21 protein-coding genes are annotated in these 22,128 nt (G+C 65.5%); 16 read left to right on the plus strand and 5 right to left on the minus strand.

What is annotated here, in order from left to right:
- The first annotated feature begins 93 nt into the window (after positions 1-93).
- The gene (locus ACEI37_RS06460; RefSeq protein ID WP_373375948.1) at positions 94-1,005 is read left to right on the plus strand and encodes a LysR substrate-binding domain-containing protein; all 912 of its coding nucleotides are present in this window, start codon (positions 94-96) and stop codon (positions 1,003-1,005) included.
- 9 nt (positions 1,006-1,014) lie between these two features.
- On the opposite strand, the gene ACEI37_RS06465 is transcribed toward ACEI37_RS06460, so the two are convergent.
- Both ACEI37_RS06465 and ACEI37_RS06470 read right to left on the minus strand, forming a co-directional pair.
- The gene (locus tag ACEI37_RS06465; protein WP_373375949.1) at positions 1,015-1,479 is read right to left on the minus strand and encodes a RidA family protein; all 465 of its coding nucleotides are present in this window, start codon (positions 1,477-1,479) and stop codon (positions 1,015-1,017) included.
- A 361-nt stretch (positions 1,480-1,840) separates the two neighbouring features.
- Positions 1,841-2,539 (minus strand): hydrolase, encoded by a 699-nt coding sequence (locus ACEI37_RS06470; RefSeq protein ID WP_252669026.1) that lies wholly within the window; start codon positions 2,537-2,539, stop codon positions 1,841-1,843.
- A 349-nt stretch (positions 2,540-2,888) separates the two neighbouring features.
- Between ACEI37_RS06470 and ACEI37_RS06475 the strand changes: the two genes are divergently transcribed.
- From ACEI37_RS06475 to ACEI37_RS06510, 8 genes are all read left to right on the plus strand, one after another.
- On the plus strand, positions 2,889-3,185 hold the full coding sequence (locus ACEI37_RS06475; RefSeq protein ID WP_373375950.1) for a DUF3649 domain-containing protein: 297 nt from the start codon (positions 2,889-2,891) through the stop codon (positions 3,183-3,185).
- Positions 3,185-4,825: a PepSY-associated TM helix domain-containing protein gene (locus tag ACEI37_RS06480; RefSeq protein WP_373375951.1), complete on the plus strand. Its 1,641-nt coding sequence runs from the start codon at positions 3,185-3,187 to the stop codon at positions 4,823-4,825. The genes ACEI37_RS06475 and ACEI37_RS06480 overlap by 1 nt, the downstream gene beginning before the upstream one ends.
- Complete coding sequence (locus tag ACEI37_RS06485; RefSeq protein ID WP_373375952.1) at positions 4,822-5,172, plus strand: DUF3325 domain-containing protein; 351 nt, start codon at positions 4,822-4,824, stop codon at positions 5,170-5,172. The genes ACEI37_RS06480 and ACEI37_RS06485 overlap by 4 nt, the downstream gene beginning before the upstream one ends.
- A gap of 96 nt (positions 5,173-5,268) precedes the next feature.
- The gene (locus ACEI37_RS06490) at positions 5,269-6,228 is read left to right on the plus strand and encodes a LysR substrate-binding domain-containing protein (RefSeq protein WP_373375953.1); all 960 of its coding nucleotides are present in this window, start codon (positions 5,269-5,271) and stop codon (positions 6,226-6,228) included.
- 138 nt (positions 6,229-6,366) lie between these two features.
- Positions 6,367-6,825 carry a (2Fe-2S)-binding protein gene (locus ACEI37_RS06495; RefSeq protein ID WP_373375954.1) on the plus strand — a complete coding sequence of 153 codons (459 nt, stop codon included), beginning with the start codon at positions 6,367-6,369 and terminating at the stop codon, positions 6,823-6,825.
- Between the two features lies 1 nt (position 6,826).
- Entirely contained in the window at positions 6,827-9,016 is a 2,190-nt protein-coding gene (locus ACEI37_RS06500; RefSeq protein ID WP_373375955.1) for a molybdopterin cofactor-binding domain-containing protein, read from the plus strand.
- A gap of 347 nt (positions 9,017-9,363) precedes the next feature.
- Positions 9,364-10,227: an IclR family transcriptional regulator gene (locus tag ACEI37_RS06505; protein ID WP_373375956.1), complete on the plus strand. Its 864-nt coding sequence runs from the start codon at positions 9,364-9,366 to the stop codon at positions 10,225-10,227.
- On the plus strand, positions 10,224-11,048 hold the full coding sequence (locus tag ACEI37_RS06510) for an IclR family transcriptional regulator (RefSeq protein WP_373375957.1): 825 nt from the start codon (positions 10,224-10,226) through the stop codon (positions 11,046-11,048). The genes ACEI37_RS06505 and ACEI37_RS06510 overlap by 4 nt, the downstream gene beginning before the upstream one ends.
- On the opposite strand, the gene ACEI37_RS06515 is transcribed toward ACEI37_RS06510, so the two are convergent.
- Complete coding sequence (locus tag ACEI37_RS06515) at positions 11,045-12,712, minus strand: MFS transporter (RefSeq protein WP_373375958.1); 1,668 nt, start codon at positions 12,710-12,712, stop codon at positions 11,045-11,047. The two genes, ACEI37_RS06510 and ACEI37_RS06515, sit on opposite strands and share 4 nt — an antisense overlap.
- A gap of 385 nt (positions 12,713-13,097) precedes the next feature.
- On the opposite strand from ACEI37_RS06515, the gene ACEI37_RS06520 reads away from it, so the two are divergent.
- From ACEI37_RS06520 to ACEI37_RS06545, 6 genes are read left to right on the plus strand one after another with little or no spacing between them, the layout of a single operon-like run.
- On the plus strand, positions 13,098-15,050 hold the full coding sequence (locus tag ACEI37_RS06520; RefSeq protein ID WP_373375959.1) for an AMP-binding protein: 1,953 nt from the start codon (positions 13,098-13,100) through the stop codon (positions 15,048-15,050).
- Between the two features lie 46 nt (positions 15,051-15,096).
- Positions 15,097-15,882: an SDR family oxidoreductase gene (locus ACEI37_RS06525; protein ID WP_373375960.1), complete on the plus strand. Its 786-nt coding sequence runs from the start codon at positions 15,097-15,099 to the stop codon at positions 15,880-15,882.
- A gap of 26 nt (positions 15,883-15,908) precedes the next feature.
- Positions 15,909-16,730, plus strand: a complete 822-nt coding sequence (locus tag ACEI37_RS06530) for an enoyl-CoA hydratase/isomerase family protein (RefSeq protein WP_373375961.1) — start codon at positions 15,909-15,911, stop codon at positions 16,728-16,730.
- Between the two features lie 17 nt (positions 16,731-16,747).
- Positions 16,748-17,929 carry a CaiB/BaiF CoA transferase family protein gene (locus ACEI37_RS06535; RefSeq protein WP_373377727.1) on the plus strand — a complete coding sequence of 394 codons (1,182 nt, stop codon included), beginning with the start codon at positions 16,748-16,750 and terminating at the stop codon, positions 17,927-17,929.
- Between the two features lie 16 nt (positions 17,930-17,945).
- Positions 17,946-18,359, plus strand: coding sequence for a cupin (locus tag ACEI37_RS06540; protein ID WP_373375962.1), 414 nt, complete (start codon positions 17,946-17,948; stop codon positions 18,357-18,359).
- A 29-nt stretch (positions 18,360-18,388) separates the two neighbouring features.
- Complete coding sequence (locus ACEI37_RS06545; protein WP_373375963.1) at positions 18,389-19,573, plus strand: NADH:flavin oxidoreductase/NADH oxidase; 1,185 nt, start codon at positions 18,389-18,391, stop codon at positions 19,571-19,573.
- A 90-nt stretch (positions 19,574-19,663) separates the two neighbouring features.
- On the opposite strand, the gene ACEI37_RS06550 is transcribed toward ACEI37_RS06545, so the two are convergent.
- The gene (locus ACEI37_RS06550) at positions 19,664-20,419 is read right to left on the minus strand and encodes an SDR family NAD(P)-dependent oxidoreductase (protein WP_373375964.1); all 756 of its coding nucleotides are present in this window, start codon (positions 20,417-20,419) and stop codon (positions 19,664-19,666) included.
- 168 nt (positions 20,420-20,587) lie between these two features.
- Between ACEI37_RS06550 and ACEI37_RS06555 the strand changes: the two genes are divergently transcribed.
- Complete coding sequence (locus tag ACEI37_RS06555) at positions 20,588-21,538, plus strand: AraC family transcriptional regulator N-terminal domain-containing protein (RefSeq protein ID WP_373375965.1); 951 nt, start codon at positions 20,588-20,590, stop codon at positions 21,536-21,538.
- 127 nt (positions 21,539-21,665) lie between these two features.
- Here ACEI37_RS06555 and ACEI37_RS06560 read toward each other — a convergent pair whose 3' ends face one another.
- Positions 21,666-22,091, minus strand: a complete 426-nt coding sequence (locus ACEI37_RS06560; RefSeq protein WP_373375966.1) for a PRC-barrel domain-containing protein — start codon at positions 22,089-22,091, stop codon at positions 21,666-21,668.
- Positions 22,092-22,128 lie beyond the last annotated feature (37 nt).

Here is a 22,128-nt window from a genome sequence, read left to right on the forward strand (position 1 = left end):
GCACGGGCGCGTCAGTCGACTTCGGCGGGGCGCGAACCTATGATGGCGACTGCCCTGGATACCGGGCGAGGTCCGTTACCAGCAGGGGAAGCCATGAAACGCCAATTCGATGACCTCCAGCTCGGCAGCATCGAACTGTTTTGCCTGGCCGCGGAACTGGGCAGCTTTACCGCGGCCGCGGTCGCCGCTGGCGTGACGCCGCCCGCGGTCAGCCGTACCGTGCAGCGGCTGGAGGAGAGATTGGGCGTGCGGCTGTTCGTGCGCACCACGCGGCAGATCCGCCTGACGGACGAAGGGCGCCTGTACTTCGAGCAGAGCCGCGCCGCGCTGGCGCAGCTGGTCGATGCCGAACGGCAGATCGGCGGCCAGCACGCGACGCCGGCCGGGCGGCTGCGCATCAGCCTGCCGACGCCGTATGCCCACTATCGCGTATTGCCGGTGCTGCCGGCATTCCGGGCCCGGTACCCGGAAGTCCAGATCGACGTGCACATCAGCAACCGCAATGTGGATTTCGCCGATGACACCTATGACCTGTGCGTGCGCGGACGTGCGCCGGACGACTCGAACCTGATCGCGCGCAAGCTCGAGGACGCCGAGCTGGTGGTGGTGGCGGCGCCCGCGTACCTGCGGCAAGCCGGCACGCCGCAAACGCCGGAGGATCTGCTGCGGCATGAGTGCATACAGTTCGAGCGCCCCAGCAGCGGGCGCAGGATTCCCTGGACCCTCCGGATCGACGGCACGGAAACCGATATCGTGACGACCGGCTCGTACACGGCGTCGGAGGACATCCTTGGCGGCGCCACGCTGGTGCGCGCCGGCGCCGGCCTGTTCCAGACCTATCGCTTCGTGGTGGAGCAGGACCTGCGCGACGGCACGCTGGTGGAGGTGCTGCGCGAATACGGCGGCAGCGCGCGCCCCTTCGTGCTGCTATACCCGTCCGCGCGCCATGTCACGCGCCGGGTCCGGGTCTTCGTAGACTTCCTGCTCGAAAAATTCTCGGCGTAGCCGTTCGGCTCATGCCGGCCGGACCTGGGCGATGACCACCAGGATCACGGCCGCGTTGCCCGGCTGCTGGAAGTGCGAAGAGATCGTGCGCGCGTGGCCGGCCCTGTCGCCCAGCACGTCGCGGAACAGGTCCGACGCCGCGTCGAGCACCGCCGGTTGCGCGAACCAGCCGGGCGCGCTGGCAATGTGGCCGTCGACCCGCACGATGTGATCGAGCCGCGCAAAGCCGCCCAGATGCGCGTCGATCTGCGCCAGCACGTTGAGCGCGGCCAGTTCGGCGGCACGCCTGCCTTCGTCGACGCTCAGGTCCTTGCCGACCTGGCCCTGCCAGACGACCTTGCCGTCCTGCAGCGGCAATTGCCCGGAAATGAACAGCAGGTCGCCGGCCTGGCTGACCGCGGTATAGCTGCCCAAAGGCTGGGGCGGTTGCGGCAGCGCCAGGCCGCGCGCCGCGAGTCGTTGCTGGACAGACATGGTGGCTCCCATCCAAAGGTGGTGTCGCAAACGGCACGGCGAGGGCCGGCCGCGGCATCGGAGACGGCAGCAGGCGCATCTCGCGTTCCGCTGTCGTGGCTCACACGGCAGACTCTATGGGCTCGCCGGCACGCGATAAAGCCATCGGCAGGAACAGGACTTGATACATGACGTAACCAGTCCGGCCGCGGCGTCTTGGCGGCAGCGTAGCGCTGCTCAGGCCAGCGTCTGCGCGACCATGGCCGCGGCGGCCAGGCTCGAGGTACCTATGGCGAGCCAGCATCCGAGCAGCAGGGCACCGTGGGCGAGGCTTCGGCTTGGGTTCATGGTGTGGTCTCCTGTCAGATGCTGGCTGCGTGGGTCAGCGCTCGATCACCGGGGCGTGCACCGGGGCGATCGATGCGTGCGGCGTGGCGGTGCGTTGCGCCACCTTGTGCACCATGGTGTAGGCGTAGTCGATGCCCATGCCGTAGGCGCCCGAGTGTTCCTTGGCGATGCCGGTGACGGCGTCATAGGTGTCGCGGTTCTTCCAGTCACGCTGCCACTCCAGCAGGACCTGCTGCCACGTCACCGGCACCACGCCGGCCTGGATCATGCGCTGCATGGCGTAGTCGTGCGCTTCCTTGCTGGTGCCGCCCGAGGCGTCGGCGACCATGTAGATCTCGTAGTCGCCTTCCAGCATCGCGCTCAGCGCGAAGGTGGTGTTGCAGACTTCGGTCCACAGCCCGGCCACCACCACCTTCTTGCGGCCGGCGGCCTGCAGTGCGTCGCGCACCTTCTGGTCATCCCACGAATTCATCGAGGTGCGCTCGAGGGTCTGCTTGCCGGGAAACACATCCAGCAGCTCGGGGTAGGTGTAGCCCGAGAACGAATCGCTCTCGACGGTGGTGATGGTGGTCGGCACGTCGAACACGCGGGCCGCCTTGGCCAGCCCGATCACGTTGTTCTTCATGGTCTGGCGGTCCATCGACTGGACCCCGAAGGCCATCTGCGGCTGGTGGTCGATGATGATCAGCTGGCTGTTGCGCGGGGTCAGGACTTCGAGCTTGGCGTTCGACATGATGTCTCCTAAACGATTCAAAATTGTTGATTGTCTGTGGCGGCGCGGTTTCGTCTGTATCGCTCCCATGTGCAGAACTATATCCAACGCCGTGATGCTTTTTCTTGGCATGGATTGTCATGGTTATTCAAAAAAATTGATAAAAGGATCGCGCGCTCGTGCGTGGCCGGCCACGATTGCCTTGAGGTTGGAAATGCGAATTGTTATCATTTTGGGTCATTCCCTGCCCGCATCGCGCCATGCCCGCCGCCCCCGCTCCCGCTCCCGCTCCCGCTTGCCATCCTTGTTGTCTCAGTCACGCCAATAGCGCGGGTAATGCCGCCGCGCGCGCGGCGCTGCGGGTGCCGGCGTGAGCAAGTCGTTGCAGGCGGGCGGGTGGCGCTATCGCGCGGGCGTGGGTGCGCGTGCACTGGCGGCTATTGCCGGGGGCTATGCGCTGGCCGCGCTGGCCACCGCGACGCTGGCGCGCTATCTGCCGATGGCGCGGCACGATGCCGTGACCACGGCGACGCTGCTGTCGTTCGCCATCTATGCCGGCGCGGCGGTCTGGGTGTTTGCGGTGCGTAGCGCCTGGCGTGCGTGGGCGGGCCTGGCGCTGCCGGCCGCGCTGCTGTCCGCCATGCTGGCGTTCGGGCAGGGGGCGTGATGCGCGCGGGATTCAGGCAGTCGATGGCATGGCTCCACACCTGGAGCGGCCTGCTGGTGTGCTGGGTGTTGTTCCTGATGTTCTGCGGCGGCACCGCCAGTTACTACAAGGAGGAGATTTCGCTGTGGATGCGGCCGGAGCTGCATCGCACCGCGCCCGCCGATGCCGCGCAGATTCCGGCCGCGCAGATGGCACAGAACGCTCTGCGCTATCTGGAGCGCGAAGCGCCCGATACCGCGCGCTGGATCATCACGCTGCCGGATGCGCGGCGCGACGCGGTCAATGTGCTGTGGACCTACAAGCCGGGGCAGGCGCCGCGCGATGCCGACGGCAAGCCGCGCCGCTTCGACACGCGCCTGCTCGATCCGGCCACCGGTGCGCCGCTGCAGGCTGCGCGCGAGACCCGCGGCGGCGAATTCCTCTACCGGCTGCACTTCGACCTGCATTACATGCCGGCCAAGTGGGCGCGCTGGATCGCCGGATTCTGCGCCATGTTCATGCTGGTGGCGATCGTCAGCGGCGTGATCACCCATCGCCGCATCTTTGCCGACTTCTTTACGTTCCGGCGCGGCAAGGGCCAGCGTTCCTGGCTCGATGCTCATAACGCACTGGCGGTGCTGCCGCTGCCGTTCCACCTGATGATCACCTACACCGGGCTTGTCACGCTGCTGTTCATGTACATGCCGTGGGGCGTCGAGGCGGCATACGGCGGCGACCTGCGCGCGTTCCAGGCGCAGACCAGGCTGCGCCCGCTGCCGCCCAAGGCCGCCGGCACGGCCGCGCCGCTGGCAAGCGTGCCGGACATGATGGCGCAGGCCGGGCGCGCGTGGCAGGGCGGGCAGGTGCGCCGCATCGTGGTGAACCTTCCGGGCGATGCCAACGCTACCGTGACTCTCTCGCGCGCCGAGCCCGATACGCTGTCGCACGATCCGCTCGCGCTGGAATTCGCGGGTGCCAGCGGCGCCCTGCTGGGCGCGTATGCCGAAGACAAGTCCGCCGCCGAACTGACGCGCAGCGTCATGACCGGCTTGCATATCGCCAGCTTTGCGCCCCCCGGCCTGCGCGCGCTGTTCTTCCTGTGCGGGCTGGCCGGTTCCGCCATGGTCGCCACCGGCGCCATCCTGTGGGCGGTGCGCACGCGCCAGCAACAGGCCAGGGCGATTGCGGCGCGGGGACGGCCGGGTTTCGGGCTGCGCCTGGTCGAGGCGCTCAATATCGGCGCGATCGCCGGCCTGCCGGTGGCCTTTGCCAGCTACTTCTGGGCCAACCGGCTGTTGCCGGTGGCAATGGCGCAGCGGCCCGAGGCCGAGATCCGCTGGTTCTTCATCGCCTGGGCCGCGTGCGCGGTCCTGGCGCTGTGCCGGCCCACGCGCGCCATGTGGTGCGCGCAGCTGTGGGCGGGCGCGGCGTTGTTCGGCGCCATCCCGCTGCTCAATGCGCTGACCACCGGCTCGCATCTCGGCGTGACGCTGCTGCAGGGGCGTGGTCCGGCCGCCGTGGCCGGCTTCGACCTGGTGTCGCTGGCGCTCGGCCTGGCGCTTGGCGCCGCGGCCTGGATCACGGGTCGCCGGCAAGCCGTGGGCTCACGCGTGGCATCGCGCCCGCGCAACGTCGCCGCCGCTACGCAGGAGGCCGCATGAACGCGCTGGCTTCGTTCGCGCTGTCGCTGGCCGGGTTTGCCGCGCTGGCGCTGTCGCTGGAGCGCCATCATGCCGATATCCATGGCCGCGGCAGCGTGCCGTCGCGCGGCACGGTGGCGCGCTTGCGCCTGGCGGGCGCGGTGGCGCTGGCACTGGCGTGGGGACTGCATATCGCCGCGCAGGGCGGGCCGATGGGCACGGTGTCGTGGGTGGGCACGCTGACCGCCAGTGCCATTGCCGTGGCGCTGGGCCTGTCCTACGCGCCGCGCGCGGTGCAGCGACTGCTGCCCGGCATGGCGCTCATCGGGCTGGCTGGCGCGGGCGCCGGCTGGCTGCTGCCCGGCTGAGGCCCCGGCTAGCCGGCTTGCGCTGCACCGCGACCGCGTCCAGGTGCCATACTTGCCGCTTTGCTCCCGTTCCCACTCGCAATGAGGCCGCCGACGATGGATCGATTTCAGGCCATGCAGGTCTTCCAGCGCATCGTTGAAGTGAATGGCTTCAACAAAGCGGCCGAAACCCTTGGCCTGCCCGCATCGTCCGTAACGCAGACCATCAAGAGTCTTGAAGCCCATCTTGGGGTCAGGCTGTTGCATCGGACCACCCGCCGCCTCAAGCTCACCGAGGACGGCGAGCGGTATTACGAGCACTGCAAGCGCATTCTCGAGGACGTGGAAAACGTGGAAGGCAGCTTCCCCGGCTTGCAGGGAAATCCTCGCGGAAGACTGCGTGTGGATGCGCCAACGTCGCTGGGTAAAGCGGTGCTCATTCCAGCCCTGAAGGACTTCCGGCAGCGATACCCGGACATCGCGCTGACGCTTACGCTGACCGATCGCACCGTCGATATCGTCCAGGAAGGTATTGACTGTGCGATTCGCACTGGCGCCATTGCGGATTCTTCAGTCCTGGTGGGGCGGCAGATCGGCAGTTTCACCTGGCTGACATGCGCTTCGCCGGAATATCTCGGCAGAGCCGGTCGGCCCTCGGATCTTGCGTCGCTGCGCAGCCACGAAACCATCGGTTATCTGCTAAGCCGCACAGGGCGGCCGATGGTCTGGCAATTCGAGGTCGATGGCGAACTCAAGGCGTTCCATCCCGCCGGCAACCTGATGGTCAACGATACGGAAGGCTACATCGCTTGCGGCATCGAGGGATTGGGAATTATCCGTGCGGGCAGTTTTATGCTGAAGCCCCACCTCGACAGCGGACGGTTGCGGCAAGTGCTCCCCGAATATGTGTCTGGCCCGGTGGCGGTCTCTCTCCTCTATCTGCGCAACCGCCATCAGCCACCCGCGCTGCGGGCATTCATCGACTGGGTCCAGGCCATTTTTGCCGCCGATCCGCGATTCAAGAAGCCGCCAACACCCCGCAGGGTCCGAGCGGACATCAAAAGCGCCGAGGCTTGACCCTTCCGCACCGGCGTCGCCGGCCGATGATCTCGCCCGATTATTCGGCGAGGCCGAATTCTCAAAGCGCAGGTAGTGGCTTAATCGAGGCGCCCTCGGTCGGCAACATACGGCTATCGAGAACTTCGAGTCGAAGCCATGACCCGCCTCACACTCAACGGTAATGCCATATCGCTGGACGTCGATCCGGATATGCCATTGCTTTGGGCGCTGCGCGACACGCTGGAGATGACCGGTACAAAATTCGGCTGTGGCATGGCGCTGTGTGGCGCATGTACGGTCTTGCTTGACGGAGCGCCGATCCGCTCATGCCAGACCAAGGTGAAAGATGTGGCCGGCCGAAAGGTCACCACCATCGAAGGCGTGGCGGGCAAGGTTGCCGAGGCGGTCCAGCAGGCATGGGTCCGGCTGGATGTTCCGCAGTGCGGCTATTGCCAGTCTGGCCAGGTCCTCGCGGCCACCGCGCTGCTGACGGAAAAGCCCGCCCCGACCGACGACGAGATTGAGGCCGCCCTGTCCGGCAATCTATGTCGCTGCGCCACCTATCACCGGATTCGCTCGGCGGTGCACGAGGCTGCGCGCGCGCTGGGAGGCTGACATGCATGTCCCGAAGATCTTCGCGCTGCGTGGTCCGCAGAACGCAGGCCGCCGGCGCTTCATGATTGGCGCCATGTCCGTTGGCGCCGGGCTGATGGTCGGCTTCCACCGCCTGGCATCCAATTCACCCCTGGCGGCAGATCCCGCGCTGGCCGATGTCAATCCTTTCACGGGCTACGTGCAGATCGGCGCCGACAACAAGGTGACCGTGATCGCATCGCAGTTCGAAAGCGGGCAGGGCATCTGGCACGGCATCGCGACGCTGGTCCAGGAGGAGCTCGATGCCGACTGGAACGACATCGATGTAGTGGGCGGCTACGGGAATCCGCGCCTTTATTCGAACAAGGTGCTTGGCATGCAGGCGACAGGCGGCTCCACGGGCACGGCGATCTCGTTTGACCGGTATCGCCAGGCTGGTGCGGCGGCGCGCCAGATGCTGATCGCCGCGGCGGCGCAGATGTGGCGCGTGCCGGCGTCCGAGATTCGCACAGCCAAGGGCGTCCTGACGCACGCTTCCGGGCGGTCTGCGACCTATGGCAGCGTTGCCGCGTTGGCAGCTACGCTTTCGCCGCCCGCACACGTCGCCTTGAAGTCACCCAAGGACTGGGTCTATATCGGTAACGAATCCCTGCGCCGGTATGACACACCGCCGAAGGTCGTGGGCAAGCACCAGTTCGTCATCGACATCAAAGTGCCGGGGATGCTGACGGCCATCATGCTCCACCCGCCACGCTTCGGGGCAACGGTCAAGTCCGTAGACGACAGCGAAGCACGCCGGATCAAGGGCTTCGTACAGACCGTCACGATTTCCCGCGGCGTGGCCGTCGTCGCCGATCACATGTGGACGGCTCTGAAGGCCCGGGACCTCGTCAAGGTCGTCTGGGACGAGTCGCGTGCCGAGAGCCTCGGTTCGGCGGAGCTGACGATGAAGTACCACACGCTCGCGCAGAAGGGCGGTGAAGCCGTGGCGGTGAACCAAGGCGATATCGATGGCGCCTTCGCGTCGGCCGCGCAGGTCATCGAGGCGACTTACGAATTTCCGTTCCTTGCACACGCGCCGCTGGAACCGCTGAATGCGGCCGTCAGGAAGAATCCGGACGGCACGATTGAAGTCTGGGGTGGACACCAGTACCAGGATGCCTATCTGGCGCTGATTGCCGACCTCGTTGGCCTGCCTGCCGACAAAGTCATTCTCCGCGTCATGCGCACGGGCGGCAGCTTCGGCCGCCGTGCAGTATTCGATGCCGATGTCATCTTCGAGGCGGTCAGCATCGCCAAGGCAATAGACTACCGCGCGCCGGTGAAAGTCCAGTGGACCCGCGGGAACGATATGCGCGCCGGTCAGTACAGGCCGATGTATCTGCATAAGCTAAAGGCAGCGATTGACGCCAGCGGCAAGCTTGTTGGCTGGCGCGACACCATCGTAGGACAGTCACTGTGCAAGGGGACACCGTTCGAGGGTTGGATCAAGGACGGGGTGGACCCGACCACGGTGGAAGGAGCCGCCACGATGCCCTACGCAGTGCCCGCCCGGCGCGTAGATGTCACGTCCACCGAGGTAGGGGTGCCAGTGACCTTCTGGCGCTCGGTCGGGATGAATCACTCCGGCTATGCGGTCGAGTGCTTCATGGATGAAGTCGCCGCACTGGCGGGCAAGGATCCGCTGCAGTTCCGGCTGGATCTGCTGAGCGCCCATCCCCGTCACGCGGGCGCGCTGCGCCTGGCGGCCGGAAAAGCGGGCTGGGGCCAACCTCTGCCGCCGGGACGTGCGCGCGGCCTGTCCGTGACCGAGACCTTCGGCACGGTGGTTGTGCAGATCGCCGAGGTGTCGAACGAGAGTGGCAACGTCAGGGTTCACCGGGTGGTCTGCGTTGTCGACTGCGGTCTTGTCGTGAGTCCCGACCAGGTGCGCGCCCAGATGGAAGGCGGCATCGGCTTCGGCATGGGCGCGGCGCTGAAGTCGCAGATCACCCTGGACAAGGGGGCCGTCGTGCAGGGCAACTACGGCGACTACGACGTGCTGCGCTTGAATGAAATGCCCCGTGTTGAAGTCCATATCGTCGAATCCGACGCGCCGCCTTCAGGCGCGGGGGAGCCCGGTGTGCCGGGCGCCGGACCCGCGGTGGCCAACGCCCTGTTCGCGTTGAACAAAAAGCCGCTCCGCAAGCTTCCAATCCTCCAGAATCTTTGACGCTGTGATGCACCCTCGCGCTCTCATTTATGGCCGCCGTTATCGGCATTCGCCGTAGTCGTTGCGCTGGCCGCGGTGTCCGAACTCGGCGCGCTGGCACCGGGACGACGGGGCCGGGCGGAAGCACGCCAAGCGTGTCGCGCGGCTGCAAGAGCACTTCAGGTTCTCCGCCGCGTGATGGGCTCCCGCTTCTGTCCGGATGTGCGCAGCGGGTTGCTCGTGCATACCAGGCGATTTCGTACCAAAGTACGGAACCAAGGGCAAAGAAATAGAGACCTGTTTCGGGCGTCCTTTAAGGTGGCAAACCTAAGGGTGGCGAGTCGTTCCTCGCGGAAACAGGAGAAGACATGGGTGCACCTCATTCTCACGAAACCGCGCCGGCGTCGGCGTCTAGGCCTGCGCCGCGTGGCGCGCGGCAAAGCTCCTGGCCGGATCGCGGTGTGGTGTCCCCGGTTGCGCGCGGGCTTGCCGTACTGGAGGCCTTCGGCAGTGGCTATCTCTGGCTTGGCAATGGCGATATCGCAAGGTTGACGGGCATTCCCCCTGCCAGCGTGTCCCGGATACTTCGGTCCCTGACTGCGTGCGGATACCTGCAGCATGATCCGGCATCGCGCAGGTACGTCCTGGCACCGCGGGTGCTTGCCCTCGGCTATGCCGCCATCGCCCAGTCCGATGTGCGCGGCGCCGCCCGCGAACCGATGCAGGCATTGGCTGATGACGTGGGCGGGTGTCTGACGCTCGGAGTGCGCGACAGGCTGGATCTCTTTGTCCTGGAGGCATGCCGCAGCCGCGAATTCGATATGGACGTGGTATTTGCAGCCGGGCAGCGCTACTCCTTTTCGTCATCCGTATCAGGCTGGGCGATGCTGGGAGCGCTGCCTGAAGGAGAGCGCTTTTACCTGCTTGACAACATCCAGCGCAAGCATCCCAGGGAATGGGCGCGACTGCGCCGGCGTATGGGCGAGGCGATCGCGCAGATCGCCGACCAGGGATTCTGCAGCGCGCCGTGCGAGTGGGAGCCCGAACTGCACATCGTTGCTGCGCCCGTCCTCCTCGCCGGCAGCGCGCCCCTTGCGCTTGCATGCATCAGTCGTGCCCGGCGAATGTCGAAGGCCCGGGTCAACCGCGAAATCGGTCCGCGCATGGCGGGCATGGCCATGAGGCTGCAGGAGATTCACGTGGCCAACAACGCACCGGACGCAACGGAATGAAAAGCGCACGGGATCACGAAGGCACACAGACGTTGCAACGCGGGCTCGACGTGCTCACAGCGTTCAGAGGGGATCGCAAGCCGCTGACCAACGGTGAACTGGTGCGACGCACCGGACTGTCCAAGGCCACTGTTTCCCGCCTGACAACGACTCTGGTGCAACTTGGCTTCCTGCGTCGCGCCGCGCTTGGGGTTGGCTTCGAGCTGGGCACACGTGGTTTGGGACTCGGGCACGCATTCTTGCAGGGGAGCCCATTGCACGTCACCGCCATGCCGCTGATGCAGCGCGTTGCGGATCGGCTGAATGTTTCCGTGGCCCTTGCGATGGCTGAGAACATCCATATGCTCTATGTGGCATACGCGCCGGGGAAACGCATTGCCACGCTCAGGCTGGGAGTCGGCTCGTTCCTGCCCATGGGATTGACCGCGGTGGGCAGGGCCTACCTCTATTCGCTCGCACCCGATTCCAGGCGAGCGATGCTCGCCAGGCTAGGGCAAGCCGATCCACGACATGCCGACGCCATCGCGTCTGGCGCGCGGGCGGCGTTTGAAGACCTGGAAGCCTCGCAGACATGCACCTGTATCGGCGAATTCCAGAGGGATGCCGTCGGTATTGCAACGCCCGCTGCCATCGGCGTGCACGGTACGCCGATGGCACTGAGTTGCGGCGCTGTCGGACTGGCTTCGCGCCTTGGCGTGGCGAAGCCGCGGATCGTACCCGAACTCCTGGCGCTACGGCACGAGCTGGAGATGGCAGTGGCAAAGCTGGATACGGGTCCGGTCCCAGCATCGGCGCTGGTCGCCAGACCCGACGGGATCTAGATCTCGGCGTGAATGTCCACATCCCGGGTTTCTTCGAAGCAGACGAGCAACACAACCACCGACAGCACGCACCAGCCGATGGGGTACCAGAGGCCCGAGAAAATGTTGCCGGTCTGCGACGAGATCGCGAATACCACCGTAGGCAATAGGCCGCCCACCCAGCCGGTAGCGAGGTTGTAGGGGACCGACATGGAGGTGTACCGGATGCGCGTGGGGAACATCTCCACCAGGGCTGGCCCGATGCACATGACGGTCAGGACGGAACAGGCGAGGAAGATCACCAACAGCGCGAAGATCATCGGCTTGTTAATGTCATGGCTCCCGGTTGCAACGGGATACCCATTGGCAGTCAGCACGTTGACCAGTGCTGCCGAGAACTGCTCCGCCCGCTGCTTCCGCGCTGTGTCGTCAAGGCCGGCGGCGTCGTAGCCGTTCAGTGACGCGTCGCCGACACGGATCACCGTTGTGTTGCGACTATCCACCAGTTGGTAACTGACGCCGAGACCCGCCAGCGCTTGTTTTGCCGTGTCGCAAGGGGACGTGAAGCGGCGGTTGCCCAATGGGTTGAACATCAGCGAGCAATGCGCCAGGTCTGTTTGCAGCACCACAGGCGCATCGACGCGTGCAGCGGCGAGCGCCGGATTCGCGTAGCGTTCGAGGCCGTGAAAAATGGGCAGCACCAGCAATGCTGTGGCGATATAGCCGATGCAGAGGGACGGCTTTCGGCCGATGCGGTCGCACAGCCATCCCGAAATCGGAAAGAAAGGCAGGGAAGCGGCGGTGGCAAGGAGGACGAGCGTATTAACGGTGCCGCCGTCGACCTTGAGTGTCTGCGTCATGAAGTACGTCGGATACAGGGCGGCCATGTAGTACATCGAGGTCATGCCAGCACAGAGCGCAAAGGCGGTGGCAATTCGGCCGAAGTTCTTCCGGTTCAGGAAGGCATCGCGGATCGGGGAGCTTGACAGCGCTTTCTGGCGGCGCAGCCGCTGAAAGGCGGGAGATTCTTCCATCTTCAGGCGCAGGGCAAGCGAAATGGCGAGCAGGATGGCCGACCCGAGGAAGGGCAGCCGCCAGCCCCAGGTATCGAAGCCGTCGCCGGACACCTGCCGCGCGAGGTAGATCACCAGGAACGACATCAGCAGGCCCGCCGTGGTCGCTGCCGTGGTCCAGGACATATTGAACCCTCTGTTTCTGGCAGGCGAGTATTCGGCGACGTAAGTCAGGGCGCCGGTGTACTCGCCGCCCGCGGCAAGGCCCTGGCAGATGCGCAGCAGGATCAGGGCGATGGGGGCGGAGATGCCGACCGATGCGTAGGTCGGCAGACACCCCACGGCTACCGTCGAGATGCCCATCAGGCAGATCGTGACAAGGAAGGTGCGCTTGCGGCCGATCATGTCGCCGATGCGTCCGAACATCAATGCGCCCAGTGGGCGCGTCATGAAGCCGATCGCGAAGGTGAGCAGCGCAAAGACGAAGGCGGTCGTGCTGTCGACAGCGGAAAAGAATTGCGTGGCCAGAACCGATGCCAGCGAGCCATACAAGGCGAACTCGTACCACTCGAATGCCGTGCCAATGGAGGCGGCCCAGATGGCCCGGCCCATGGGTGGCGTGGACGCCGCGGCGCCATCGATCGGTGTGTCGATCCCAACGGGGTGATTCATTTGTCTGTCTCCTGTCGAAAGCATGAAATGCGGCTGCTCTGGCCGCCCGCTCATCGCGAGTCGCGCAATGCGCCGAAACTTCATTGACGATGCGTTGGCGTGCCATGACCCGTCAATGCGCGGCCGAGCAAGATTCCGTACTTTGGAAAGACGCCATGGGGCTGGCCCGGCAGCCGGCCTGGCTTACCGTGCATGAGCAACGCGAATTTCCGAAGTACGGAACATTCGGTGTGCCGTCGTTGACGCAGCCCATGCGTGAGACCACGATCGACTACAGAGGCCCGGCCAGCTGCGCCACGCAACGCGAGACAGCTAAAGAGCCCACGCAGCGCAGCCCCGACCTGCGGGGCTGCCGAAACTCGAGACACGATCCTTTGGAACCACGATGAATGAATCGCTACGAAGTAGCTGGGTACCGACGCCACAGGTGGTCGAGTCGGCAAACGTCACCGCGCTCGGGCGCCGTCTGGGTGCCGCCGACTACGACGCGCTCCTTGCCATTTCCACCGAAGCGCCCGAGCGCTATTGGCGTGAGGTGATGCAGTATTGCGGCATCGTCTGGGACAAGCCGTATGCGTCCTTCATCGATACCAGGGAGGGGCTGCCGTTCCCGCGATGGTTCGAAGGCGGGCGGCTGAACTGGGTGAAATCCGTCACCCGCTGGGCCCAGACGCCAGCCAGCGCTGCCCGCTGGGCCGTGGTGGCCGAGCGGGAAGACGGGAAGGTTGACCGCATCACGTACGAGGCGCTGGCCGAGCGGGTACAGCAGTTTGCGGGCGGGCTGGTGGCCCAGGGCGTGCGGCGGGGGGATCGCGTCGGCATGCTGATGGAGAGCGGAATCGAGGCCACGGTCACTGCGCTCGCGGTGGCGTGGTGCGGCGCGATCATCGTGCCGCTCTTCAGCGGCTTCGGGGTGGATGCCATCGCATCGCGATTGTCCGCTTGCGAAGCCAGATGGCTGGTCGCGTCCGACGCGTTGCAGAGACGCGGCAAGCGCATAGATACGTGGCAGACCATTGCCGGGGCGCTGGAATCCTTGCCTTCGATCGAAGCAATGGTGTGGAAATGCGGAGCGGGTTTGCCGGTCTTGCCTGGCTCGGCCGTCCGCAGCGTGGACTGGAGCGAGGTCGCCGCTGCCGCGCCCATGCTGGAAGCGGCATCCATGGGCGCCGACGATCCGTTCATGGTGATCTACACCTCGGGCACCACCGGGAAGCCCAAGGGTGCCGTACACACCCACGGCGGCTTCCCCTTGAAGATCGCGCACGATGCGGCTCTCCATTTTGATCTGGGCGAGCGCGATGTGCTTTGCTGGCCCGCCGACATGGGATGGATCGCCGGTTCACTCGTCATGTCTTCGGCTTTGCTGCGCGGTGCGACGTTGGTCTGCTACGACGGCGCGCCGGACTTTCCGGACTGGTCCCGGATGTCGCGCGTGATCGAACGGCATCGCGTCACGCACTTCGGGTCCGCGCCGACATTGATCCGCGGACTCGCGGCAAATGCAGCGACAGCGACGCGCGCCGATACATCGTCTGTCCGGCTTCTCATCACCGCGGGAGAAGGCATCGATCCCGAGCACTTTGTGTGGTTCGGCCGCGCTTTCGGCCAGGGCGATACGCCGGTTGTGAACTACACGGGAGGCACCGAGGTATCCGGGGCGCTGTTGTCCAGTGTGATCGTCCGGCCGATCGCTCCCGCGGGTTTCAATACCGTCTCTCCGGGTGTGCGCGCTGATGTCGTCGATGTACTGGGAAACAGCGTCACCGGCGTCATCGGCGAACTGGCCATTCGCGCACCCTTTATCGGCATGACCAAAGGGTTCTGGAACGATTCGTCGAGGTACCTGGAGTCCTACTGGAGCACGATCCCAAACCTGTGGGTGCATGGCGACCTGGCGTTGCGCCGCGACGACGGCACCTTCTTCTTGCTTGGCCGGTCCGACGACACGATCAAGCTCGCCGGCAAGCGGCTTGGCCCTGCGGAAGTGGAAGACGTGCTGCTGGAACTTCCGGAGGTGGCCGAGGCGGCAGCTATCGGTGTTGATGACCCGGTGAAGGGCCAGAAACTGGTCGCGTTCCTCGTACTCGTGCCGGGGGCCGCGATCGATCGAAGCGCACTCGCCGCGAGGGTGGGGGCACACGTCGACACCAGACTCGGCCGACCATTCCGGCCGGCGCATGTCCACATCGTCAGTCAGTTACCGAAGACACGAAGCTCGAAGATCATGCGGCGGGCGATCCGCAGCGCGTACACCGGCCAGCCGACCGGTGACCTGTCGGCGCTCGATAACTCCGCCGCACTGGCAGAAATCGAAGGGCTGGCAGCGGAGCAGTGAACCCGCGGGCGGCCGCAAAGCCCACCTGCAAAATATGGAGACCGCCATGGAGCTTGGACTCAGAGGGCGATCCGTCCTGATCACCGGCGCATCGCAAGGCATCGGAGAAGGCCTCGCCTGGAGCTTCGCCAGGGAAGGATGCGAATTGAAGTTGATGGCCCGCTCCGGAGAACGGCTGGAGACGCTGGCTCAAACACTGCGCGAGACCTGCGGGGTGGGGGTGGAGACGCTCCCCGTGGATCTGACGCAGCCTGGCGCCATCCACCGCGCCGCCGAGTTTGGTGGCAGCGCCGACATTCTGGTCAATAACGCTGGCAGCATTCCCGGCGGCGACCTGTGGGACGTCGATGAAGCCAGTTGGCGCGCCGGCTGGGAACTGAAGGTGTTTGGCTATATCAATCTGACCCGCCAGATCTATCCCAGGATGCGGGCTCGTGGCAGTGGCGTCATCCTCAACAACATCGGGAACGGTGGTGAAAACTACGACTTCCACTACATCGCCGGCTCGACCGGCAACGCTGCGCTGATGGCCTTCACCCGCACGCTGGGCGGGCGCAGCTTGACCGACCACGGCGTCCGCGTGCTCGGAGTCAATCCCGGTCCCGTGGAGACGACGCGCATTACCAATGTGCTGAAGAAGCGTGCGGCCAGCGCGCTTGGCGACCCGGCACGCTACACAGAATTGATGGCAGGTTATCCCCTGGGGCGGCCAGCTTCGGTGGGGGAGGTGGCGGACGCCTTCGTCTACCTCGCTTCGGACCGGTCCGCTTACACCTCGGGAACCATTGTCACCATCGACGGCGGGATCAGCGCCCGCCGATCCATCGCATGAGTAGCACCCAGTCACGAGAGACCGGAATGACCCAAGCCGCAGCAAACCAGGCATACGACCACTATGAAGCCTTTGCGATCGATCGGCCCGATGCGGGCATTCTTCGCATCACGTTAAACCGGCCGGACCGGATGAATACGCTGGATGCGCGGGGGCACGACGAGATTGCGCGTATCTGGCGGGATGCCGATGCCGACGACTCGGTGCGCGCCATTCTGCTGTGCGCCGAAGGAAAGTGCTTTTCCGCGGGCGGAGACTTCGGCCTGGTCGAGGAAATGAGCACCTCACAGGAAGCCAGGGTACGCGTATGGCGGGAAGCCAAGGACCTTGTTTACAACATCATCCATTGCTCCAAGCCGATTGTGTCGGCCATTCAGGGTGCAGCGGTTGGGGCCGGCCTTGTCGCCGCGCTGCTGGCCGATGTCGCGGTGGCCTCCCGCTCTGCGCGCATTGTCGATGGCCACACGCGGCTGGGCGTGGCTGCGGGGGACCATGCCGCCATGATTTGGCCACTGCTGTGCGGCATGGCCAAGGCCAAGTATCACCTGCTGCTGTGTGAGCCGATGTCCGGCGCGGACGCCGAACGTAACGGGCTCGTCGCGGTCGCGGTCGACGATGACGCCTTGCAAGACACTGCGCTTTCTCTGGCACGGCGGCTCGCGAGCGGTTCCCCCACCGCGATCCGTTGGACGAAGTATGCGTTGAACGGCTGGCTTCGTCAGGCGGGGCCGCTGTTCGATACCTCGCTGGCACTGGAGATGCTCGGCTTCGGCGGCGACGATGTACGCGAAGGCCTGGCGTCATTCAGGGAGCGGCGCAGCCCTGATTTCGTCGGAAAGCATCGGTGAGGCGCGCGATGGCAGGCTTGGGCGTTCTACACGGCATCCGCGTGCTGGATTTCGGTCGGTACATTGCCGGCCCGTATTGCGCGGCATTGTTGGCGGACTTCGGCGCCGACGTGATCCGCGTCGACCGTCGGGGCGGCAGCGAGGACAGATTCGTCATGCCGGTGTCGGAGGAGGGGGAGGGTGCATTCTTCCTCCAGGCCAACCGGAACAAGCGTTCGATGACGCTCGATATCGACTCTGAAGCAGGACGCGGCGTGGTTCGTTCGCTGGTAAAGCATGCCGATGTCGTCGTTGCCAACATGCCACCGCGCACGCTGGCCGCGCTGGGTCTGGACTACGCTTCACTGTCGGCGGTCAAGCCAGACATCATCGTGACGGCGTCGAGCGCCTTCGGCTCGCATCAGGATGCGGCGCATCGCGTCGGCTTCGACGGGGTGGCGCAGGCCATGAGCGGGGCCGTGTACTTGGGTGGACAACCGGATCAGCCCGCCAAGGCGATGGTGCCAGTGATCGATTTTTCGACTGCGCTTTCCTGTGCCCTCGGAACGGTGCTTGCGCTTTACGAACGGAAACAGAGCGGGCGCGGCCAACTGGTGGAAGGCTCGCTTCTGCATACCGCTTTGAACCTCGCCAGTGGCGCGTTGATCGAGGCCGGGTCGTTGGGAGCGGACCGGGAGCCTTCGGGGAACAGGAGCCCGGTGGCTGGGCCCTCGGACATTTTCCGGACCCGGGACGGTTGGGTCATCGTGCAAGTGATTGGGCCGGCAATGTTCGAGCGCTGGACCGAACTCGTCTCGCGTCCCGACCTGCTGCACGACCAGCGGTTCTCGGACGACAGGCGGCGCGGCGAGCATGGCAGGGAACTCAGCCGGATCATGGCGCAATGGTGCGCCACGCGCACCCGGATCGAAGTCCTGTCGCTGCTGGAAGAGGCCAGGTTACCGGCAGGGCCGGTCTATTCGCCGGGCGAAGCGCTCATGGACGCGACCATCCGCGCCTCCGGGGCATTGGTATGGACCGACTATCCTGGTCTGCCGCGTCCGGCGCCGCTGGTGACGGCACCGGCTCAGCTCTCCCGGACGCCGTCGGCCATTCGCGGCCGGCCCCCAAGGCCCGGCGAACACACCGAGGAAGTCCTGCGCGAAGTCGGCTATACCGAGGGCGAGATCGCATGCCTGCGGGACCAGAACATTATCTGAACGAAAGAAGACAGCCATGAATGCAGAACGTCATCCGCGCATCCCGCGCGAAATGATCGACCTCGCCAGCGGCACTACATGGTCCGGGTTGGAGGGATACCCCGGGCTCGATGTCATGCTTCTGGGCGACACCCTGGACGAGGGCAGAAGGACAGGCGCCAGAACGCGGCTGGTGCGATTCCGCCCTGGCGCGAGAACCCATGAGCGACTGGTGCACGCGTACTGGGAGGAGACCCTCCTGGTGTCCGGCAGCCTTGAGACGCCGGAGGCGGCGGGCGAATCCGCGCCGGTCGGAGAGCATCTTGGCGCGGACCCCATGCCAGGCGAAGTTCTTCGCTACTCGCTGCGGCCGCCCGGTACGCCTCACGGGCCCTTCTTCTCGCCGCGCGGATGCCTGCTTTTCGAAGTCCAGTATTACCTGGCCGACTAACCGCTATCAATCTTCTTGCTGGATCTGCTATGGCAAGTCTCTTTGATTCCCTCGCCATCCGGGGCGTCACGCTTCCCAACCGCATCGGCGTCTCGCCAATGTGCCAATACAGCGCGGTCGACGGATTCGTCAATCCGTGGCATCTCGTCCACCTTGGCTCCCGCGCCGTGGGGGGAGCCGGGCTCGTCATGACGGAGGCTACCGCTGTCGTGCCCGAGGGCCGCATCACACCCTCGGATCTCGGGATTTGGTCCGACGCGCACGTCGCCGGGCACCGGGAACTGGTCTCGTTCATCGAATCGCAAGGAGCGGTGGCAGGTATTCAACTGGCGCACGCGGGGCGGAAGGCGTCCCGGGTCCCGCCTTGGGAAACCGATCCTGGCCAGACGCAAGGCCGGCCGCTGGGCGTGGAAGAAGGTGGGTGGATCCCCGCAAGTGCGAGTGCGGTGCCGTTCGATGCCGGATTCACCGTGCCGCAAGCGCTGCAGGCCAGTGCCATCGCCGACATGATCGACGCTTTCGCCCTGGCCGCTGAGCGCTCCGCCAGGGCGGGATACCGCTGGGTTGAGGTGCATGCGGCACATGGATACCTGCTGCATTCGTTCCAGTCTTCCGCGTCGAACCTGCGCGATGACGACTATGGCGGCAGCCTGGAAGGGCGTTGTCGTCTGACGCGCGCCATCGCACGAGCCGTTCGGGCGGTCTTGCCGTCGGAACACGTGCTGGCGTTCAGGCTGTCATATACCGACTGGAGCGAGGGCGGTTGGACCTTGGACGAGTCCGTCACGCTCGCAAAGTGGCTGAAACAGGATGGGGTGGACCTGATCGACGTCAGCTCGGGTGGTGGCGTGCCCCGCCCCCGCATCCCCGTGGGACCGGGCTATCAGGTGCCCGGCGCCGCGGCGATTCGTGCCGGCGCGGGCATGGCAGTGTCGGCGGTTGGATGGATTGACGACGCGGCGCAAGCCGAGGCGGTCCTGGCAGAGGGAAAGGCCGACCTGGTCATGCTCGCTCGCGCGCTGCTGCGAGATCCGTATTGGCCGATGCGTGCCGCGCTGGCGCTCGGCCAGTCGGAAGCCGCGCGTATGCCGGTGCAGTACAACGCGGCCTGGGCCCATCTTGGTGAATTCGGCTTCGATCCCATTGCCGCCCCCCGGGTCACCCGCGCCGGGCTGGCACGCGTGGAGGCGGCCCGCCATGTTGCTCTGGGCTGAACGCCGTTGGTGCATTGGCCGCGCTGAAGGAGGTCAACGCACCAGTGGCAGGCCGCCCCGACCGGCGCAAGACGCCGTATCGCCTTCCGCTCAGATGCCCTGTCCGCCAGACACTTCGATCCGCTGGGCGTTGACCCAGCGGCTGTCCTCCGACAGCAGGCTGGCGATCATCGGGCCCACGTCGTCGGCCACGCCGACGCGACCCAGTGCGGTCATCCCGGCGAAGTACTGGTTGAACGCTGGCATGTCGCGCACCGCGCCGCCGAAGAAGTCCGTTTCGATAGCACCGGGCGCCACCGCATTGACCGTGATTCTGCGCGAACCCAATTCCTTCGCCATGTAGACGGTGAGCACTTCCACCGCGCCCTTGACGGCAGCGTAGGCCGCCCATCCTTCAGCGGATACGCGCGTCAGCCCCGTCGAGAGGTTAACGATGCGCCCGCCATCCGCAAGCAGCGGCAGCAACGTCTGCGTGAGAAAGAACACGCCCTTGAAATGCACATTGACAAGCTTGTCGAACGCCGCCTCGCCCATCTCGGCGATCGGCGCAACCTCGCCGTGGCCAGCGTTGTTGACGAGGTGATCGAAGCTGTCGCGCTGCCAGATGCGGCGCAGTACGGCTTTCAGTCCTTCTGCGAAGGCCGGGAAGGCGGAGGTATTGCCGGCGTCGAGTTGCAAGGCAACAGCCTTGCGGCCCAGCGTCTCCATCTCCGCGACGACCGCATTCGCCTCCGCTTTGCGACTCTGATAGGTGACGATGACGTCGCCGCCCTTGCGGGCGATCGACAGGGCGGTACTGCGGCCGAGGCCGCGGCTGGAACCTGTAACGAGAGAGATCGTGGTCATGGGCGAGTCCTTGGGAGTGGGGTGGAAGCCGGTGACCATTCTGTTGTCGGACACGCCAGACTTCCTTGCCTGAATCTCTTGGTTCTTGGCCTGTTTCTCCGAACGTGGTGTCTTAGGTCATCCGGACCGGCTACGATGGCGGGTAATCAATGACAACGTTCCCCGGAAATGAGTGACTTGTTGCTCGACGCTGTGCGCCGCTATGCCGAGGCGCATGCCGGCCCAACCGGCGTGGCCGGAACCCCGATTCCGGGCTTGACCGCCATCCGGGCGACGGCGCCCAGCGGCATCGACTACGCGATCTCCAGGCCGCTCGCCTGCCTTGTGCTGCAAGGCGGCAAGCGGGTGGCGATCGGCAAGCAGACCTTCGACTTCAGCGCTGGCGACTCGCTGTTGATTACGTCTGACGTGCCGACGGTCAGCCAGATCACGCGCGCCAGCGCCGCCGCGCCGTACTACTCCCTGGTGCTCGATCTCGATGTGGCCGCCATCGCAGAACTGGCGGCGGAAATGAAGCTGGGGCCGGTCGCTCACGAGTCGCCGGTACAGGTCGAGCCGTCAGATGCGGAGGTTGCGGACGCCGCGCTGCGGCTGATGCGGCTGCTTGAACGTCCGGCGGCAAGGCCAGTGCTGCAGGCTCAGCTAGTGCGCGAAATGTACTACTGGCTGCTAGTGGGAAAGCACGGTGCCGTGATTCGGCAGATCGGCCGGTCGCAAAGTCACGTTCAGCGTGTAGCCCGCGCCGTCGCTTTGTTGCGCGCCGAGTTCGCCCAGCCGCTTCCGATCGAGCGCCTGGCATCTGCGGCCGGCATGAGCGCGTCTTCGTTTTACCACCACTTCCGCGCGGCGACCTCGCTGTCGCCGCTACAGTTCCAGAAGCAATTGCGCCTTATCGAGGCACGCAGGCTAATGACGTCGGAAGGCATATCGGCCAGCAACGCGGCTTTTTCGGTAGGCTATGAAAGCGTCCAGCAATTTACGCGAGAGTACCGCCGGATGTTTGGCCTGCCGCCAGGAAGAGACACGGATGCGGCAATGCAAGGGGCCCGCGTTGGCCTGCCCGACGAGCAGGCCGGAGGGAGCTCGAGCTTCGGCGCAATGCCGGATTTTCGCCTGTAGTTTCCCGCAGCAGCGCAACCCGCCAGCCGAGCGGGACCGGCTGGCGCGAGGCTGGCACGAAGCGCAGGCGGCGAGGCGCCTGGCAGGGGCGCGCTCGCCGCCTATCCGGTGGCCTGCTGCAATGCGCTTACAGCGGCGGAGCGACCCAGTACGGGTCACGCCCGTAGTATTCGTGCAGCGACTTGCCCCACTGCGGGTCGGCCATGCTCGGCCAGCTGTCCTTGTTGAAGCCCGGCGCGGACTTGATCCGGTCCGCCGTCACGGCGATCCGGAAGCACTTTTCGTCGGTATCCATCACCAGCGCATTCCACGGGATGGCGTGCAGCGTGTCGCCCATGCCGAGAAAGCCGCCGGTGGTCAGCACCGCGTAGGCAATGCGCCCGTGCGGCACGTCCAGCATGATCTCGGAGATCTTGCCGACATGTTCGCCGTCGGACGAATAGGCCTTGGTGCCATCCAGGCTGGAAGCCGCCATCACTTCCGGGCCCGGGCCTTCGCCCACGCCGGAACCGACGATGGCTGCGCCTTGACTGCTGGGAGGTTGGGTTTGCATGCTGTGCTCCTTGTCGCGAGACGGTGGAATGCTTGGC

Origin of the sequence: Cupriavidus nantongensis (genome assembly GCF_041726985.1) — a bacterium.
Classification (GTDB): Bacteria; Pseudomonadota; Gammaproteobacteria; order Burkholderiales; family Burkholderiaceae; genus Cupriavidus; species Cupriavidus nantongensis_A.